The sequence below is a fragment of the Coleofasciculus sp. G1-WW12-02 genome (assembly GCF_040219735.1).
GTDB lineage: Bacteria > Cyanobacteriota > Cyanobacteriia > Cyanobacteriales > Coleofasciculaceae > Coleofasciculus.
Genome location: NZ_JAVJRX010000165.1, coordinates 84,426 through 100,466, shown reverse-complemented (window position 1 = coordinate 100,466; position 16,041 = coordinate 84,426). Strand labels below are relative to the sequence as shown.

The window sequence follows — 16,041 nt, the reverse complement described above, 5'->3', positions numbered from 1 at the left end:
TGCTAAGGCTTTGAGGACATCTGTGCCACGGCGAATCCCTCCATCCATAAGCACATCAACCTTATCGCCGACAGCCGCAACAACTTCAGCAAGAGCATCAATCGACGCGATCGCACCATCCAATTGCCTACCCCCATGATTGGATACAATCACTGCCTTTGCCCCATGTTCCACTGCCCGCAGCGCATCATCACCCCTTAAAATTCCTTTAACAATAATTGGTAAATTTGTCAAGGACTGCAACCCGTCCAAATCCTGCCAAGTCAGCCCCGGGTCAAGCTGCTGGACAAAATAGGCGAATAAGCCCGACTCGCCGACGATTTCAGGAATATCTCGATGGGCTAAATTTGCCAATTCCATACCCATAGGTAGGGTAAACTGGTTGCGCTTATCTTTTTCTCGACACCCTAAAACAGGCGCATCTACAGTAAGACAAAGGGCATTATAACCTGCGGCTTGAGCCCGTTCAACTAAGTTCTGAGTCAAAGCGCGATCGCGATGCATATAGAGTTGAAACCATAATGGAGAATGAGTATCTATCTGAGATTCTGACTGCACCTGTTTTGATGCCAATGCGACTTCTTCTAAAGGTTGAGTGGATAGGGTACTCAACACCATTGCTGATCCTACTTTAGCCGCTGCTTTTGCTGTCACTATTTCCCCCTCTGGATGTGCCAGACATTGAAATGCCATCGGTGCAATTAGAATCGGTAGGGAGAGAGATTGACCTAAAACGGTTGTACTTAAATCCCGCTGACTCACATCAACCAACATCCGGGGGCGAAGTTTGAATTTCTCAAACGCCGCACGATTATCACGTAACGTTACTTCATCCCAAGCGCCACTGGTGTAATAATCTACAGCCATTCGAGATAACTGCTGATGAGCTAATGATTCGTACTCGAAAAGATTAATAGGTTGAGTCATAGAATGAGGGAACAGGGAACAGGGAAAACCCGGAACGATATTCAATCCTTGGTAATTTTGGGGCTGGGAGATGGGCGCAGTAATTTTGGGGCTGGGAGATGGGCGAAGCATTCTTGAAGAATATTTATCCTCTTCGGAGTAAGTTTTTGGCAAGAATGCTTCGCCCCTACAACAACCATACTCGCCAAATTTTAATCGTTCTATCACAACTACCACTCGCCAAGGTTTGTCCATCGGGGCTAAATGCCACAACTTGAACTGTGTCCGTATGTCCTTCGAGAATACAACAGTCTTGTCCAGTCGCAACCTCCCAAATCCTAATCCTGTTATCGCCACCGCAACTGGCGAGGAGACGCCCGTCGGGACTAAAGGCGAGAGAACGCACCTGGAGTAAATTACCCTTAATGATAGAAGTCTGGGTAAGGGTACGAATATCCCACAACCGAATCATCCCGTCAGAACTGCCACTGGCTAAAGTTATACTATCAGGACTAAACGCGATCGCATCAACTGAGTTTAGATGTCCCGCTAGAGTCTCCAGCTTTTGCCAATGGGGAACGTGCCACAGTTCAATTGTCCCATCCAAACTCCCACTCGCCAAGATTTGCCCATCGGGACTAAATGCGACACAATTAAACCCACTGGAATGACTTGATAAAACCTGTAGCGTTGTCAACCTACGACTCTGCCAAATTCTAATTGTGCTATCTCTACCGCAACTTGCCAATAGGGGTTTATTGGGGCTAAATGCTACTGAATAGACTCCACCGTTATGACTTTTGACACTAACCAGTTTTTTTCCGGTTCGTACCCGCCATAACTTCAGGGTTGTATCCCGACTCCCACTCACTAGATATTTTCCATTAGGGCTAAACGCCAGACAACTCACATCCTGGGTATGTTGTCCGGAAAACCATCCCCCTAAAGTACGAATTTCCCATGCCATACTCACTTGCCACAACTTAATTGTTTTATCGACACTACCACTAGCAAGACTTTTTTTATCTGGGCTAAAGGCTACAGTGCCAACTCCCCCAGAATGCCCTTGGAGTGTATGAACAAAAGAGGCATTAATTTCAGGTTTTGGATAATTAGTTTGGTATTGAATTATTGCCTGAATTATCCCCAATTGACGGAAATCTTGGAGGACTTCCTCAACAGAATGATACCGCTGCTTCAATAGAGGATGAATCATTTTATCCAGAATATCAGCAAGTTTCTGACTGACGGGATTATTCACTAAATACTGTCGCCAGACAAAGCCATTTTCTAAAGGTTCATATAAGTCAAACGGCTGCATCTGAGTTAACAAATGAATGCAGGTAACTCCCAAACTATAGATATCGCTGGCAAAGACAGCTTTACCAAACGTCTGTTCTGGTGCCGCATATCCCGCAGAACCAATTGTTGTGCCAGTTTTAGCTAAAATCGTCCAGGTGGCATACTTAGCCGCACCAAAATCGACGAGGACTAATTTCCTATCGCGACGACGCCGAATAATATTCTCTGGCTTAATATCTCGATGAATAACATTTCCCTGATGAATAAATTGCAGTACGGGGAGTAAATCATTCAACAGACTGCGAATGTGACCCTCTGAAAATGCGCCTACTTCTGCTAACTCTTGATTTAGATTTTGTCCATCGATAAATTCTTGGACAATGTACTGACAATTATTTTGATCAAAATAGGCTAAAAATTCCGGAATTTGGGGATGGTTGCCTAATTCTTTTAATCGTTCAGCTTCTTGGTGAAATAATTGGGCAGCTTTTGGGGAATTGTTTTGTCCTTGGGGGTAAAACTGTTTGATGGCACAGTAAGGGTTTGATGGCTGGGATTCATCCTCGGCTAACAGCGTTCTACCCAATCCCCCAGTACCCAAAAGCCGAAGCGGACGATATCGTTCTGCTACTATCAGTTTTGTGCCGCAAGTTTGGCATAAGTTTTGCTCGGTTTTGTTTTTAGGTTTTGGACAGTTTGGGTTAATACAGTAGCTCAAGAGGAAAAGGGTAGGAGGATAAAAGGGTAAAAAGGTAGAAAGGTAGAAGGGTAATGATCCCTTTCAACTATTGGGGTGCGAGCGGATTTTATTACTGTCAGGTAGCACGGCTGTGCGCCCTTTGTATTCACCCGTTTGTTCTGATCACATCATCCCTTGATTTCGCCGAGTTCATTGAGGATTCTGTGCGTTCATCAAAACTAATTGCACCCGCACCAAAAGCGACAACCATTAATAATCCTCCCATTAATCCTAAATTTTTGAAAAAGGCAATTTCTTCTTCAGGGAAATTAGTGTGAAAAATCAAGGTAGCGGGAATTAAAAAACCAATCAGTAATAATGCTCCCCAACGAGCTTTGTATCCGAATAAAACCGAGAGTCCCCCTCCTAGTAATACAATAATAGTAGGAATGAGAACTAGACCAGCCAAAGGAATTCCGCTAGCAGCCATATACTGTTGAGTGCTAGCGAAACCGAAAATTTTTCCAATCCCTGATTTGATAAAAATAGCAGAGAGGAAGATACGAGCGACTAAAGGGAGGTACTTTTGCATAGGAGTTCCTGCGTTGACGGGTGAATGTCCTATTATTCAGGGTACAAGGTTCTGGAAGTCCAGATACGCCTAGCTTAAGCGTAGCAGTTACCGGGGTTGCGATCGCGCTTTGGGTTCGGGGTAAGCTAAGATGCATTTCAATGAGCGATTCCCTAACCGTGAAATCCCCCTTGGGAGGACAGCAAAGCATGGACGAAGCACAAACATCTTGCTCCCGGGTATAACCTAATTTCAATGCACGACGGCTTAAAGACACCCTAGGACATAATTAGCACAAATCTTCGGCGACGCGAAAAAAATATCTGATTATTGGCAAACCTGATATTAAAGATTAATAATGAGTAAAATTAGAGTCGTTTTGATTGAAGACCATGAACTAACTCGGATGGGCTTTAGAACAGCCTTGCAACAGAGTGATGAGATTGAATGGGTTGGTGAAGCGACAAACGGTGCTGATGGGTTAATTTTACTGGAAACGGTTAAACCGGATGTTGGGATTGTTGATATTGGACTTCCTGATATGGATGGCATTGAGTTAACTCGACGATTCCAAAATATTAAAGAGCATCAGCAAGATAATTCTACAAAAATTTTAATATTAACCCTACAGGGAAATGAAGAAACTGTTATGGCTGCATTGGCAGCGGGGGCGAATTCTTATTGCCTGAAAACGGTTAACCGAGATCAATTATTAAAGGCGATTAAACTTACGCATAGGGGCGATGTTTGGCTCGATCCCGAAATCGCTAAAACTGTCCTAAAACATGCCAGTTTAACCCAAGCTCAACCTGAGATAGCAGCCGCCAAAGAAACAGCACCGATTCAGGCTTCTATTAGCGAGTCCAGCCCACTTATATCAGCTTGTCCTTTGACTGAACAGGAGTTAGCCGTTTTGCAGTTCATTATTGAGGGGTACGATAATGACATGATTGCTAAACGGTTAGATATTCCAGTGGAAATAGTTCAAGTTTATGTCCGAAATGTTTTAGAAAAACTGCGTGGTGATGGTTCCACTCAATCAGCAGTTCAGGCGATTCGTTCTGGGTTGATGTAGTGTCAGAATCTGAACAGATGCTTCACTGCGTCGATAAAAGAAACATTGAAATGCAAGGGTTTAAGCCTTTATCGGTTCAAAACCAGGCAAAATAGCGAGCGAGACGCTCGCACTACGGCTTGACTAATCGATTCGGGAATCTTATCAAGGTCTGTACGAATTAGAGTTAATTGCTCCAGATGCCGTAGTTGAGTGACCACATCGGGAATTCTTTCCCAAGGGTTCCCACTTATGTCCAGCTTCCGCAGGTTGACCAAATTTGCCAGTTCAGGCGGCAAAGACTTCAAGCGATTACCCAAAATCAAGGGAACAAGTCGATGCCCTATCAACTCGTAGCCTTTCAGCCCTTGAGAACCCTTTTTCTCTTTTGCCCAAGTTCCCAAAATCAATGTTTCAAGTTGCGTTAGCTTGCCAATCTCTGGAGGCAATTCTGTTAGCCCTTTTCCTGATAAATCTAATTCTTTCCATCCCTCATTCGATGCCTGGTTAATGAGTGACAGCAACTCTTCCCGCGTCATACCATCCCCTATGCTGAATAGCTCTATTTTGACAGAGCTTTTCGGGGATGTCATGGTATTCAGCCCCCCAAGTAAGGGCAAACGCTTTCATCCTAAAGGTTAGGATTGAGAGTAGTGCATTCTGATTAAAGTATGGCAAAACAGAAACAACCCCTGACGGGAAAAGCACTGATCAAGGAAGTCTGTCGGCGGATTCGGGTTGCCCGTAGCTACTGGGATGCTCACAATAATGCTGCCTGTCGCCGAGAACGCGATCGCGCCTTAGCTCTTTATAATACCCTGACCAAAGAACAAAAAGAACAGATTCCCCAAGTATTGCGAGTGTGGCTTCGCTACCGCAGTGAAAAATACTTCGGCGCACACCGAACACCGCCCAAGTCGAAACGAAATTCAAAATAATACCCTTGGGGATTTTGTTCTAGCTTGCTCTTCAAACATCGAACTCAGGTGACTTCTGATTTGTCAAATTGAAACAGGTTCTTTGTATCCTTATAGTGATACTAATTGATCAGGAGAAAAATACTGTACCTCACGAACTTGCAATACGCTGTAACAGAATTTTTCATTCTCTGTTGCAACAAACCGCCAGCCGATTTATTTTTTTTGTCTACGAATGTCTTGTTTTGTAGTCGAGGTGTTGACTTACAAAAGTCAACACTTACGGATTCAAGATCATCCTTCGATGCTGCTCAAGCATTTCAATGCTGTCGGGAATCGATATAAGTATTTCGCCCGCAACGAGTCCGTCGCTGTCGTCAAAACCGTTGGCAAAAACGGTCATCGTAACAGTTACGTGAGGGTAGCAATCAGCCGGGAACTGATTTAAAGTAGCGATCGCTGAATCAATACTTCTGATAAAAGCTAATTCCGCTTCTTCTTTTCTGGCTCTGGCCATTGTGATTGAAGCGTTTAACTGAGACGGAGTGAGATTTAACTCATCTCCTTTATTCACGAGATAGGCGTAACTGAGTGATGCGTTTTGGTAGTCTTCTGTTGCTTTCTCAACTTTGGACGTATCATCTGTCCAGTAAGTGTTGCTGTGGCAACTTCGAGCATTAACACTTCCTTGGGACATATAACTGGGTGATTCGGGATGAGAATGGAGTTTTGGAGAATCACCTGCTGTCAAAGGTGTCAATGCGAACATCGTCATCATCAATATTTTTTTTATCATGTGATTTTTTCGGAGAACTGATAAGCTGCGTAGCAGCTTAATTGTATGATATAAAGACAAGGTAAAAACCCGGATTTCTCACCACAATTGCCCAAAGGCTCATACAACCTGGATTAACTGTAGAATAAGGCTTTCAACACTCTGTCAAAATTCCGGGTCGGTCAGAAGGAATTTTGGTTGGGAGAGAAACGATTACCATCAACCAGTGAGTTGGATTCAACTGCCAAAATTACCGCCATTTTGATTAAAAAAGTCGGCGATTTTCCTGCTTTTTGGCACAAGGATAGTTCGTTTATCGAGACAATGGAACAGGTATATCAGCGAGTGCGGACTAAAAATAAAGAGAGTTTCTGAACAATGGGGTGTTTTTCCCGGATTTCCCTGTTCTCCCACGCTCATCATCTCACACGCGATCGCTCTAGTCGTGCGACCATCTTAGTCGCTATGCCTATTCCTTACAAATGTGGGAATGAATTCAATAAAGATTGCCGATAAAAATTTAAAACTCGTTGAGTATAAGCCGCCGTTGAACCCTGATTATATTGCTGGGGATCACCTGTCATCCACCAAGCCGCAGCCCGCTGTACCGCCACTGTCTCATTATTATCACTCGCCTCATACTGTTCATTAAGCACATCTCCCATCACGCAAACTAAAATAGTACGAGCCGTTACGGGAGAGGCTTCAAAATCGGCGGGTGTTAGTTCCTCTCCAATACATTGATTAGACCAACGGGGAATATTTTCTGGTTTAATTTGCCAATCACTGTAAAGTCCATCATTTTCTATTCCCGTTTGCGGTGCTGCCCGTCGTAGTGCTTCCACTAAAGCGGCGACTTTAGTATCAGAAATCGCGTTATTAGCTGAGGAAGGGGCGGCGGCTTGAGGTTGAGAGGCGGCTGACGATTGATTTTCCGTCCGTTGCGAAGACGATGCTGGTTTTGTTGCAGAGGGAGTAGTGGTGGGTTGGGCGGGAGTCGCTGGGTTTTGCGCCTGGGGATTGCGGCGTTGCTGTTGGTAATTTTTCAGAACATTCTGAATGTAAGTGTAGGTGTAAGAGTTTCGAGGAACGCTATTATATTGACTCCCATCCCCAGTCATCCACCAAGCGGCTGTTCGTTGTATTGCCACGGACTCATTATTATTACTGGCGCGATACTGTTCGTTCAACACATCCCGCATCACGCAAACCAAAATAGCCCGCGCCGTTACGGGAGAGGCTTCAAAATCGGCAGGTGAAAGTTCCCGTCCAGTACATTGCTTTGACCATCGGGGAATGTTACCCGGTTTAATTTGCCAGTCACTATAGAGTCCATCATCTGCCCTCCCCGTTTGCGGTGCGGCTAGTCGCAAGGCTTCCACAAGCGCTGAAACTTGAGCATCAGAGACTTGAGCGTATACCGGGGAACTCCAGAGTCCCAAAGAAAGTAACGCTGTACTCAGCAGGAATCGTTGAACTGGTTTGACGAATTTGAAACCCATGGGTGACACCTTGTCTGGCTAAAGAAATCAATTGTCGGGGCGGTTTTAGGCACTAGCGCTAGCTGAAGAGCCAATAACGGCTTAACAAGAACCGCCCTGATTCAATTGTAGGAGTGTGTCATTTATGTATGGGGAGGAAGCAAGCCCCCTTACATAAATAGCACTGCGACAGGACTTACCTTGAGAAGCTATATTGGTATCCGTCCTTCCCGTGTACACAAGTTCTAGTTTATGTTACCTTTTTGAGGAATTTGAGTCGATGAGTGGATTGCTGCATTAGTGTTATAGAGGAGTAGAGGAGAGATTTGACTGAATTTTTTGTACGCTCAGATACATTTAATCAAAAAGTCCGGCTTCTGGCAAAGCGCTAATCTTATAGTTAGAGCCACCCAGACAGCCCGGTTGAAGGAGTAATGCCGTCAGGAACCCCACGGCTATAAGCCGGGGGCTTGGAATTTAGCCCGTACCTGACCAGCCTAAGACCTACGAGGTCTACGTTAACGGCAAGCGTTAAAGTTCCTACCTTGGGATGCTTGCGCCAGTCCCATGCTCTAGAACCGAGTGGTTAAACAGGTGTACAAGGGTTAAGCCAGTGCCACTTGGAAAGTACCGACCGTTAACATTGGCGAGGCTAACGTCACCCCAGCAATGGGAGTTAGGGGCAACCATACCCCAAAAACTAACCCTTATGCGTACAGGTTGAAAACTTTGAGCTTGTAATTGCCCAAGCTGGCATACAAATGCAAGATGTCACCGGAGCAAGTAAATCCAAGGCGATAAGGGTTTTGACCTTAAATTGCAGTCGTGTACACGGGAAATGGAGCCGATACATTCTTTAAAAGAGGAAGTCCTGTCGGACTGCTGTTTATGTAAGAGGGCTTGCTTTCTCCCCATACATAAATGACAGGGGTTTCCATTCGCCCCCTTACCAACCCCAATTTACGATGAATAATCCGTTTGACAAATATCAGCTCAGTCCCAATACGTTTGGGATACTGAGAAACCTGATGATGATGACCACAGGCGCTACGGTGGTTGTCGCCCTGATTTTTGGCATTGGGTTATGGCGAACTGGGTCTCGTTTTTTGGGGCAAGTGACTACCCTGTTTAACGCCCCTCAACCCGCACCCGAAGTTGACGTGCGCTCTTTGATTGTCCAGCAGGTGCGGGAGGTTAGCGATTTGACCACGGCTGTTTTTACGATGGAGGCGGTAGTTCCTAGCCGTCAAGCTCGGACTTTGGCAGGTTATGCGATCGCGGAAACAACACTCCTTTATATTGCTTATGGTGAGGTGCGGGCTGGTGTCGATTTGGCAGAATTAAAACCAGAAAATGTGCAAATTGTCAATGATACGCTCCAACTTCAACTCCCACCCCCCAAAATTTTAGATAGCAAAATTGACGTGAATCGGTCTCAGGTGTATGACTACGATCGCGGCTTCTTGGGATTAGGACCCGATACGGCGCCCCAGTTGCAGATGTTGGCGCAACAAGAAACCTTGAAAAAAATTGTCTTCAATGCTTGTGAGCAAGGGGTATTAGAAAAAGCCAACGAACGCGCCGAACTCGTCGTAGGTCAGTTGTTAACAACAGCAGGGTATAAACAGGTGCAGGTGAACACTCAATCCCCGATACCTGGAACTTGTCAGTCGGCGGCGTTAGCCTCTCAGCCTGCTCATTCTGGGATAGCCCCTTAATGGGAGTGCAGAGGCTTCAAGGGTGGAAAAGACAAGGGAAATGGGGAGATGGGGGAGATTTTTTTGTTCCAGAAGTCCCTCAGGAGGATTACGCTGGAATTAGAGAATTTATCCATATACCAATGAAGATGCGTAGGAGTAGTATAAAACGTTACCAAAGGGACGATTCACCCATCCAGTCCAGGCAACATCAGTCTACGCCATGCCATCAATTGGCTAATGGGAGTAAATCCGGGTTTTTGCATCAGGTTCCCAGTCGAATTCAAGAGGACTTAATTTGACGATGACTTACTGTCTGGGCATTATTAACCGTTTTGGTATAGTCTTAGCGGCGGACTCTCGCACCAATGCCGGGGTAGACTATATTTCTACTTACAATAAGCTTTTTGATTTTTCCCTGCCAGGAGAACGAGCGATTATTATATGTACATCGGGAAACCTTTCGATTACTCAAGGAGTAATCAATCGGTTGCATCGGGATCTACAGAGTCAGGAAGAACTGAATATCCACTCCCTCCCGAATATGTATGAGGTGACTCGTTACGTTGGCAGCAAACTGCGGCAAATTCAAGATCAAGACCGCCCTTGGCTAGAACGCGATCGCATTGATTTTAACTGTAGCTTATTAGTCGGGGGTCAAATTCGCGGCGAACAACCTCAACTCTATCTGATTTACACTCAAGGTAATTTTATTCAAGCCACGCTGGAAACGCCGTTTTTGCAAATTGGTGAAACCAAGTATGGCAAACCCATCCTTGACCGAACTCTTACTTATGATATGCCACTAGAAGCTGTTGCTAAGTGTGCTCTGCTTTCTATTGATTCAACCATGAAATCAAATATTTCAGTCGGACCACCGATTAACTTGGTTATGTATGAAGCTGGCACCTTTATGGCTCGCCAGAAACTGAAACTGCGTCTAGGTGATCCCTATTTGGCAAAAATTCGCAAGTTATGGGAGGACTCGTTACGGCGTGCCTTTGAATCTATGCCGAATATTGAATGGCAGCATCCAGTAGAGGATAATCAGCAAGAAGATATTCTGATTGATTGAATTCCCTATTCCCCGTTCCCTGTTCCTCTTCCAAGGACGAATGACGCATGACGAATGACAAAGTACATAAGACAAATCGATATTGGATTGGTGCGCTCGCCGTTTTGGGAATGCTGGAAACGGCATTCCTCACAGTGGTTGAATGGTTGGGAAAAGTGGCGGAAATTTGTCCCACTCATGGCTGTCAAGCGGTGCTAGAAAGTCCTTATGCCCAGCTTTTTGGACTCCCTCTACCCCTATGGGGATTTCTTGCCTATACCACTTTGTTAGGGGTTTCCCTAGCACCCTTAGCTATTAAATCTTTGTCATCCGAGTGGGTGCAATCCAGTTGGCTGGTTATGCTGGCAATTACCACCTGTATGCTGGTGAGTAGCAGCTATCTGATGTACGTGATGCTGTTTATTGTCAAGGGAGTTTGTCCCTACTGCATCGCCTCGGCGCTGTTGTCCTTCACCCTATTTCTGTGGACTACCATCGGTCATGATTGGCAAGATATTGGACAAGTCACGCTGACAGGATTGGCGGTTGGTTTGGTCACGTTTACTGGGATACTGGGAGTCTATACTGATGTTCCTAGCGCTAGCGCTACTACAGGAGAATCGGGTCCACCCATTACCCATATCTCCGGTGCGGCTGAACTCGCCTTAGCAGGTCATCTGAACACAGTAGGGGCAAAGATGTATGGTGCATTTACTTGCCCTCATTGTCACGAACAAAAACAACTTTTTGGTCAAGCCGCATTTAATCAAATTGATTACATTGAATGTAATCCTCGTGGCAAAAATGCCCAACCCGAACGCTGTCAAGCTGCTAATATTCAAGGAGTTCCCACCTGGGAAATTCAGGGACAGTTTTATCCAGGGGTGCAACCGTTAGAACGATTGGCAGATATTTCTGGCTATCAGGGTTCAGAGGCGTTTAAGTATGAGTTTCCTTATTGACTTATGAGAGGTGTATTGTATCGGACTGAAAACCGCTATATTCATCTCTGGAAATAGACAAATTAATTTTCATATCAGACTCAATTTTCCTAGCGCCTTCACCCACCGATTTAGTCGTCGCGATCGCACCCGAAATCGGGGCAGCATAACGGGGTATAGCGCAAGCCACGAGGGGAATATGGCGATCCGTGACAACGACGCCTTGATTGGGATCATAGCCTTGCCACCCTGCACCAGGTAAGTAAATCTCTACCCAAGCATGAAGGTATCGTTGCGATCGTTCTAGATTACCTTCCTGATACCCACTGACAAACCGTGCGCCTAATCCCATCACCCGACAAACGTCCATGAATAGCACCGCTAAATCTCGACAAGATCCGCGCTTTAATTGCCACGTTTTACTGGGAGACCAAGGTGCCCCTTTTTCCCGATATTGGGGTTTACAATGACTGTAGAGATGTTGATTGAGTGTTTTGACAAAGTTAACGGTATCACCCTTGACTTGCTGGTAAATGTCCTGCGCTAATTGCTTTATTGCGTCCACTAAGAGGGGATCATAAAATTGCTGATAAGGCTGTAACTGAGATGACCAGTAGTCGGGGTAGTCAATGGGTAACTGAGTTGCCCACGGTTCCAGTTGAATGTTATCGGGATCGGTGCGACAGGTTTCGACAACGGATGTAGCACTGATCGTTAATTGTTCGGTGCTGGTATTAAACCAAAGCTTCGCGATCGCATTCCCATCTAGTTCGATAATCTCGGAAATGCTTGCGGGTTTGGGTTCAACGTCTAGTGTAAACGAATGCAGTTTCTGAGTCCCGTCACAGCGGGGGCTTAACCTCAAGATATGGGGTTTTAGAATAACGGGCTGATTATACGTATAGGTTGTGGTGTGGCAAATTTTGTAACGCACCTTAATTATTAATTAATAGTTTCGTGTCAATTATTTATATTTCTAAATTCCCTAAAATTGGAATCAAACCTTTATCTTATGTTAGTTACGTTAGCGAAAATTTGTCGATTTTTACAAAAAATAGAGATTGTGTCTAAATCATTTGTACAATCCTGTCGTCTTTACTTAAGCAGTTGCACCAAGCAATTCAGCAACTTCCTTAAACATTTTTCCTCTATATACGGCTAATAAATCGCTTCCTTTATATTCTGATTTTTCTGGATTAAAAACTTTTGGTCGGACAGACATTAAGTTTTTGGGTAAGCTGAAAAAGTCATATCCAAGTTCTCGAAGCATTTCAATCGTAGGATGTTGGTGAACTGAAGAACTAGTAGTAATAAGTTCCACCAGAATTATATCAGGAGGATTATTCTGAAATACCTCGTATCCTCCCTGCAAGACTTGGAGTTCAAAACCCTCTACATCAATTTTCACAAAACGTATTTTTTTACTTACTATTTCAGGTAAAATTGATGCTAGAGACCTTACCTGAACCTTGCTCTTAGTTGGATTATTTTGTTCATAATTTCTAATTAATGACGCTAATCCACTATGACCACTAGGAATCTTTAACTCCAGGGTAGTATCTTTCGTACCTAAAGCACAGCGGTGAAGACTTATATTCTTGGTGTTATTGTATTTTATTGCTTCTTCAATAAAACCTTGCATTTGTGGGTTGGGTTCAAACGCATGTACGTGTCCAGTTTCACCCACAAGAGATGCGAGCGTAAATGTCACTATACCTAGGTTGGCTCCAATATCTAAAGCTATATCGCCAGGACGTACAAGTTTTTTACACAACCAATTTATCTTCCGATCATTATTATCACCCATGTAAAATGCACAACGTCCGCTAAAATCGCCTAGTGAGCCACGTACATACTTTCCGTTTCGTAATCTAGCCCAAACTATTTCATCACTCTCACCTGCAATTTTTTGAGCCCAAGAGTCTGCGATCGTTGCACATCCCCTATAAAAAGGGTAACTATGCAAAATTTTAGCAACAAGTTTCTGTCTAAAGGTTACCATATACTGACTCCAGCTTATAAATTTTGAAACAAGTTAACCAACTGGTTCTACCGCACAAAATGTTGTCGAGATTTGGTTACCTACTTGATTAATTTCGATTTGCATTTGATTTAAAAATTCATGCAAACCCTGCTCGAAAACATCTTCTATCGTTAGATATCCTAATTGAGAACACAAACGACCTAAAGCACGTTCGGCTGGGTTGCACCACGTTCCACGAGGAGTGCTAGTAATTTGATGCAGCGATTGTTCCGCTTGCGCCAGACAGAAGTGAATTGAGCGGGGGAACTGACGGTTGAGAATCAGAAATTCGGCGACACTGGTGGGTGTAATCCGATGCTGCGACTTGCGATACATTTCATAAGCACTGGCAGATTTGAGCAGTGACATCCATTGAATTTGATCCAATGGTGTTCCCACCCACTGTACAGACGGGAGTAACACAAAATACTTTACATCTAGAATTCGGGTCGTTTTATCTGCCCGCTCTAGCAATCTGCCCATTTGCCCAAAATGCCATCCCTCATTATGAGTCATTGTGGCATCCATAACTCCAGCAAAGCGATGGCTAGCCAGTTTGACTTGGGTGAAAAAATCAGGTAAGGCTTGTAACGCTCCTCCTTGGGAAGCCTCTTTAACCATCAGGAAAAATTCATTGACCTCTTCCCACATTTCTGAGGAGATCACTTCCCGAATCGAACGGGCGTTCTCACGAGCGAGCTGAAGTACCGATAAAATTGAGTTGGGATAATCTGGGTCAAAGGTGAGGAAGCGGATAACGTTGTCCGAGGTAGCTTCCCCGTAGCGATCGCGGAATAAATCTGAATCCCCAGTTGTAATCACCAACGGTTTCCACTGCTGGGTCACTCCTGGTGGCATATCCAGCATTAAATTTAAATTAACATCCACAAACCGAGCGATATTTTCCGCACGTTCGATATAGCGATTGAGCCAGTAGATAGAATCAGCAACCCGACTTAGCATAAGTATTTTTGATTGGTTATTGCTAATTAGTCATTAGTCCTTTTTCAAGGAACTTTTTAACAGGGGAGAGGAAATAGAAATTCCTACTTCATAATTTATAAATGGTTAAGCACCCAAGTATCCTTACTTCCTCCACCTTGGGATGAATTCACCACCAGAGAACCCTTTCTCAGAGCCACACGGGTTAATCCACCGGGATGAACGTAAACATCGTCTCCCCGATGCAAAATGTAAGGGCGCAAATCGACATGTCGTCCTTCTACCTGATGATCAATCAACGTGGGTACTCGCGACAGGCAAAGGATGGGTTGGGCAATATAATTGCGAGGATTGGCTTTAATCCGTTCCGCAAACTCCGCCCGTTCCACCTCAGTGGAACTCGAACCCACTAGCATCCCATACCCCCCCGACTCATTGGCAGACTTAACCACGACTTTCTCTAAATTATTCAAGACATAGTTTCGGTCTTCTTCCTGCCAACATAAATAGGTGGGGACATTGGATAAGATTGGCTCTTCTCCCAAGTAATAACGAATCATTTCTGGGACATAAGCATAGACAACCTTATCATCAGCTACACCTGTTCCGGGTGCATTAGCTAAGGCGACTCGCCCTTGGCGATAGACATCCATGAGTCCAGGTACACCTAACAAAGAGTCGGGACGAAAGACTTGGGGATCTAAAAAGTCATCATCGACACGGCGATACACCACATCCACTCGCCGCAATCCTTTAGTCGTTCGCATTTGCAAATAGCCATCCACGACGACTAAATCCCGACCTTCAACCAATTCCACACCCATTTGCTGGGCTAAAAAGGAATGTTCAAAGTATGCAGAGTTATAAATACCCGGGGTAAGGACGACGACGGTGGGGTCAGGAAGTTGATGTGGCGCTAAATTGAGCAGGGTTTCTAGCAAATGGCTGGGATAGTCATCCACTGGCTTAATTGCCATGGTTTGGAATATCGCCGGGAATGTAGTTTTCATCACCCGACGGTTTTCTAGGACGTAGGAGATACCAGAAGGCACACGCAGGTTATCTTCCAGAACATACCACTGACCGTCGCGATCGCGAACTAAATCGGTTCCGGTAATGTGACACCAGACATCGCCTGGGGGTTTTAAGCCTACGCAAGGTTTGAGGAATCCTTTTGCCGAAAAAATAATTTCGTAGGGGATTTTGCCATCGCTGAGAATGCGCTGTTCCCCATACATGTCGTTGAGGAAGAGATTAAGCGCTGTGATCCGCTGTTTCAGTCCTTGCTCTAGTATTTCCCATTCTTGAGCTGAGATAATCCGGGGAATGATATCAAAGGGAAACACCCGTTCAATGCCCTGATTATCACTGTAGACGCTGAAGGTTACCCCTAACTTCAGCAGGGCGACTTGAGCAGTTTCCCGGTGTTGCTGGAGTTCATCAGGGCGCAATCCCTGCATCCAATTAATCAGGGCGGCTGCTGACTGTCGTGGCTGTCCTTTGGCTGAGAACAGCTCATCATAGAATTCTTCTGGATTGTAGAGATCCCATTGTACTGCCACGTTGACTACACCCCTCCTCGATGTACACCCTACGTATTACAAGATTGGTCTAAATTGGATCTAGAACTGTAGTGAATATTACCGTTTACTGGGAGTTCAGGTAAAGCTTACCGAAAAAAATTGCTATTTGTAACAAC

At 44.8% G+C, this 16,041-nt stretch carries 15 protein-coding genes and 1 pseudogene; 6 read left to right on the top strand and 10 right to left on the bottom strand.

Annotated features, from left to right (window positions below; all coding sequences use genetic code 11):
- The 3 genes from RID09_RS26580 to RID09_RS26570 form a co-directional block, all read right to left on the bottom strand.
- On the bottom strand, positions 1-927 hold a 927-nt coding region (locus RID09_RS26580; protein ID WP_446338924.1), incomplete at its 3' end, for an alpha-hydroxy acid oxidase.
- A gap of 166 nt (positions 928-1,093) precedes the next feature.
- The gene (locus tag RID09_RS26575; RefSeq protein ID WP_446338923.1) at positions 1,094-2,926 is read right to left on the bottom strand and encodes a protein kinase domain-containing protein; all 1,833 of its coding nucleotides are present in this window, start codon (positions 2,924-2,926) and stop codon (positions 1,094-1,096) included.
- A 127-nt stretch (positions 2,927-3,053) separates the two neighbouring features.
- Entirely contained in the window at positions 3,054-3,479 is a 426-nt protein-coding gene (locus RID09_RS26570; protein WP_446338922.1) for a DoxX family protein, read from the bottom strand.
- Positions 3,480-3,816: 337 nt separating this feature from the next.
- On the opposite strand from RID09_RS26570, the gene RID09_RS26565 reads away from it, so the two are divergent.
- Entirely contained in the window at positions 3,817-4,533 is a 717-nt protein-coding gene (locus RID09_RS26565; protein ID WP_446338921.1) for a response regulator, read from the top strand.
- 68 nt (positions 4,534-4,601) lie between these two features.
- On the opposite strand, the gene RID09_RS26560 is transcribed toward RID09_RS26565, so the two are convergent.
- Entirely contained in the window at positions 4,602-5,105 is a 504-nt protein-coding gene (locus RID09_RS26560) for a leucine-rich repeat domain-containing protein (protein WP_446338920.1), read from the bottom strand.
- A gap of 78 nt (positions 5,106-5,183) precedes the next feature.
- Between RID09_RS26560 and RID09_RS26555 the strand changes: the two genes are divergently transcribed.
- On the top strand, positions 5,184-5,450 hold the full coding sequence (locus RID09_RS26555; protein ID WP_446338919.1) for a Precorrin-3B methylase: 267 nt from the start codon (positions 5,184-5,186) through the stop codon (positions 5,448-5,450).
- A 259-nt stretch (positions 5,451-5,709) separates the two neighbouring features.
- Here RID09_RS26555 and RID09_RS26550 read toward each other — a convergent pair whose 3' ends face one another.
- Positions 5,710-6,198 carry a hypothetical protein gene (locus tag RID09_RS26550; protein ID WP_446338918.1) on the bottom strand — a complete coding sequence of 163 codons (489 nt, stop codon included), beginning with the start codon at positions 6,196-6,198 and terminating at the stop codon, positions 5,710-5,712.
- A 192-nt stretch (positions 6,199-6,390) separates the two neighbouring features.
- Here RID09_RS26550 and RID09_RS26545 point away from each other — a divergent pair.
- Positions 6,391-6,579, top strand: a pseudogene (locus tag RID09_RS26545) (SWIM zinc finger family protein); the annotation flags it as partial.
- Positions 6,580-6,680: 101 nt separating this feature from the next.
- Here RID09_RS26545 and RID09_RS26540 read toward each other — a convergent pair.
- Positions 6,681-7,706, bottom strand: a complete 1,026-nt coding sequence (locus RID09_RS26540) for a hypothetical protein (protein WP_446338917.1) — start codon at positions 7,704-7,706, stop codon at positions 6,681-6,683.
- 944 nt (positions 7,707-8,650) lie between these two features.
- Between RID09_RS26540 and RID09_RS26535 the strand changes: the two genes are divergently transcribed.
- The 3 genes from RID09_RS26535 (at position 8,651) to RID09_RS26525 (ending at position 11,398) form a co-directional block, all read left to right on the top strand.
- Positions 8,651-9,403 (top strand): DUF4230 domain-containing protein, encoded by a 753-nt coding sequence (locus RID09_RS26535; RefSeq protein WP_446338916.1) that lies wholly within the window; start codon positions 8,651-8,653, stop codon positions 9,401-9,403.
- A 283-nt stretch (positions 9,404-9,686) separates the two neighbouring features.
- Positions 9,687-10,457, top strand: a complete 771-nt coding sequence (locus RID09_RS26530; protein WP_446338915.1) for a peptidase — start codon at positions 9,687-9,689, stop codon at positions 10,455-10,457.
- Positions 10,458-10,504: 47 nt separating this feature from the next.
- Positions 10,505-11,398 (top strand): vitamin K epoxide reductase family protein, encoded by an 894-nt coding sequence (locus RID09_RS26525; RefSeq protein ID WP_446338914.1) that lies wholly within the window; start codon positions 10,505-10,507, stop codon positions 11,396-11,398.
- Position 11,399: 1 nt separating this feature from the next.
- Here RID09_RS26525 and RID09_RS26520 read toward each other — a convergent pair whose 3' ends face one another.
- The 4 genes from RID09_RS26520 to RID09_RS26505 form a co-directional block, all read right to left on the bottom strand.
- Positions 11,400-12,311: a transglutaminase family protein gene (locus RID09_RS26520; RefSeq protein ID WP_446338913.1), complete on the bottom strand. Its 912-nt coding sequence runs from the start codon at positions 12,309-12,311 to the stop codon at positions 11,400-11,402.
- Positions 12,312-12,476: 165 nt separating this feature from the next.
- Positions 12,477-13,379: an FkbM family methyltransferase gene (locus RID09_RS26515; RefSeq protein ID WP_446338912.1), complete on the bottom strand. Its 903-nt coding sequence runs from the start codon at positions 13,377-13,379 to the stop codon at positions 12,477-12,479.
- A 33-nt stretch (positions 13,380-13,412) separates the two neighbouring features.
- Positions 13,413-14,363 (bottom strand): alpha-E domain-containing protein, encoded by a 951-nt coding sequence (locus tag RID09_RS26510; RefSeq protein ID WP_446338911.1) that lies wholly within the window; start codon positions 14,361-14,363, stop codon positions 13,413-13,415.
- A gap of 95 nt (positions 14,364-14,458) precedes the next feature.
- Positions 14,459-15,904: a circularly permuted type 2 ATP-grasp protein gene (locus tag RID09_RS26505; RefSeq protein WP_446338910.1), complete on the bottom strand. Its 1,446-nt coding sequence runs from the start codon at positions 15,902-15,904 to the stop codon at positions 14,459-14,461.
- Positions 15,905-16,041 lie beyond the last annotated feature (137 nt).

Coding starts and splice junctions, on each gene's coding strand:
- RID09_RS26570 (WP_446338922.1), bottom strand. CDS start 3,479: ATGCAAAAGTACCTCCCTTTAGTCGCTCGTATCTTCCTCTCTGCTATT.
- RID09_RS26565 (WP_446338921.1), top strand. CDS start 3,817: ATGAGTAAAATTAGAGTCGTTTTGATTGAAGACCATGAACTAACTCGG.
- RID09_RS26560 (WP_446338920.1), bottom strand. CDS start 5,105: ATGACATCCCCGAAAAGCTCTGTCAAAATAGAGCTATTCAGCATAGGG.
- RID09_RS26555 (WP_446338919.1), top strand. CDS start 5,184: ATGGCAAAACAGAAACAACCCCTGACGGGAAAAGCACTGATCAAGGAA.
- RID09_RS26550 (WP_446338918.1), bottom strand. CDS start 6,198: ATGTTCGCATTGACACCTTTGACAGCAGGTGATTCTCCAAAACTCCAT.
- RID09_RS26540 (WP_446338917.1), bottom strand. CDS start 7,706: ATGGGTTTCAAATTCGTCAAACCAGTTCAACGATTCCTGCTGAGTACA.
- RID09_RS26535 (WP_446338916.1), top strand. CDS start 8,651: ATGAATAATCCGTTTGACAAATATCAGCTCAGTCCCAATACGTTTGGG.
- RID09_RS26530 (WP_446338915.1), top strand. CDS start 9,687: ATGACTTACTGTCTGGGCATTATTAACCGTTTTGGTATAGTCTTAGCG.
- RID09_RS26525 (WP_446338914.1), top strand. CDS start 10,505: ATGACGAATGACAAAGTACATAAGACAAATCGATATTGGATTGGTGCG.
- RID09_RS26515 (WP_446338912.1), bottom strand. CDS start 13,379: ATGGTAACCTTTAGACAGAAACTTGTTGCTAAAATTTTGCATAGTTAC.
- RID09_RS26510 (WP_446338911.1), bottom strand. CDS start 14,363: ATGCTAAGTCGGGTTGCTGATTCTATCTACTGGCTCAATCGCTATATC.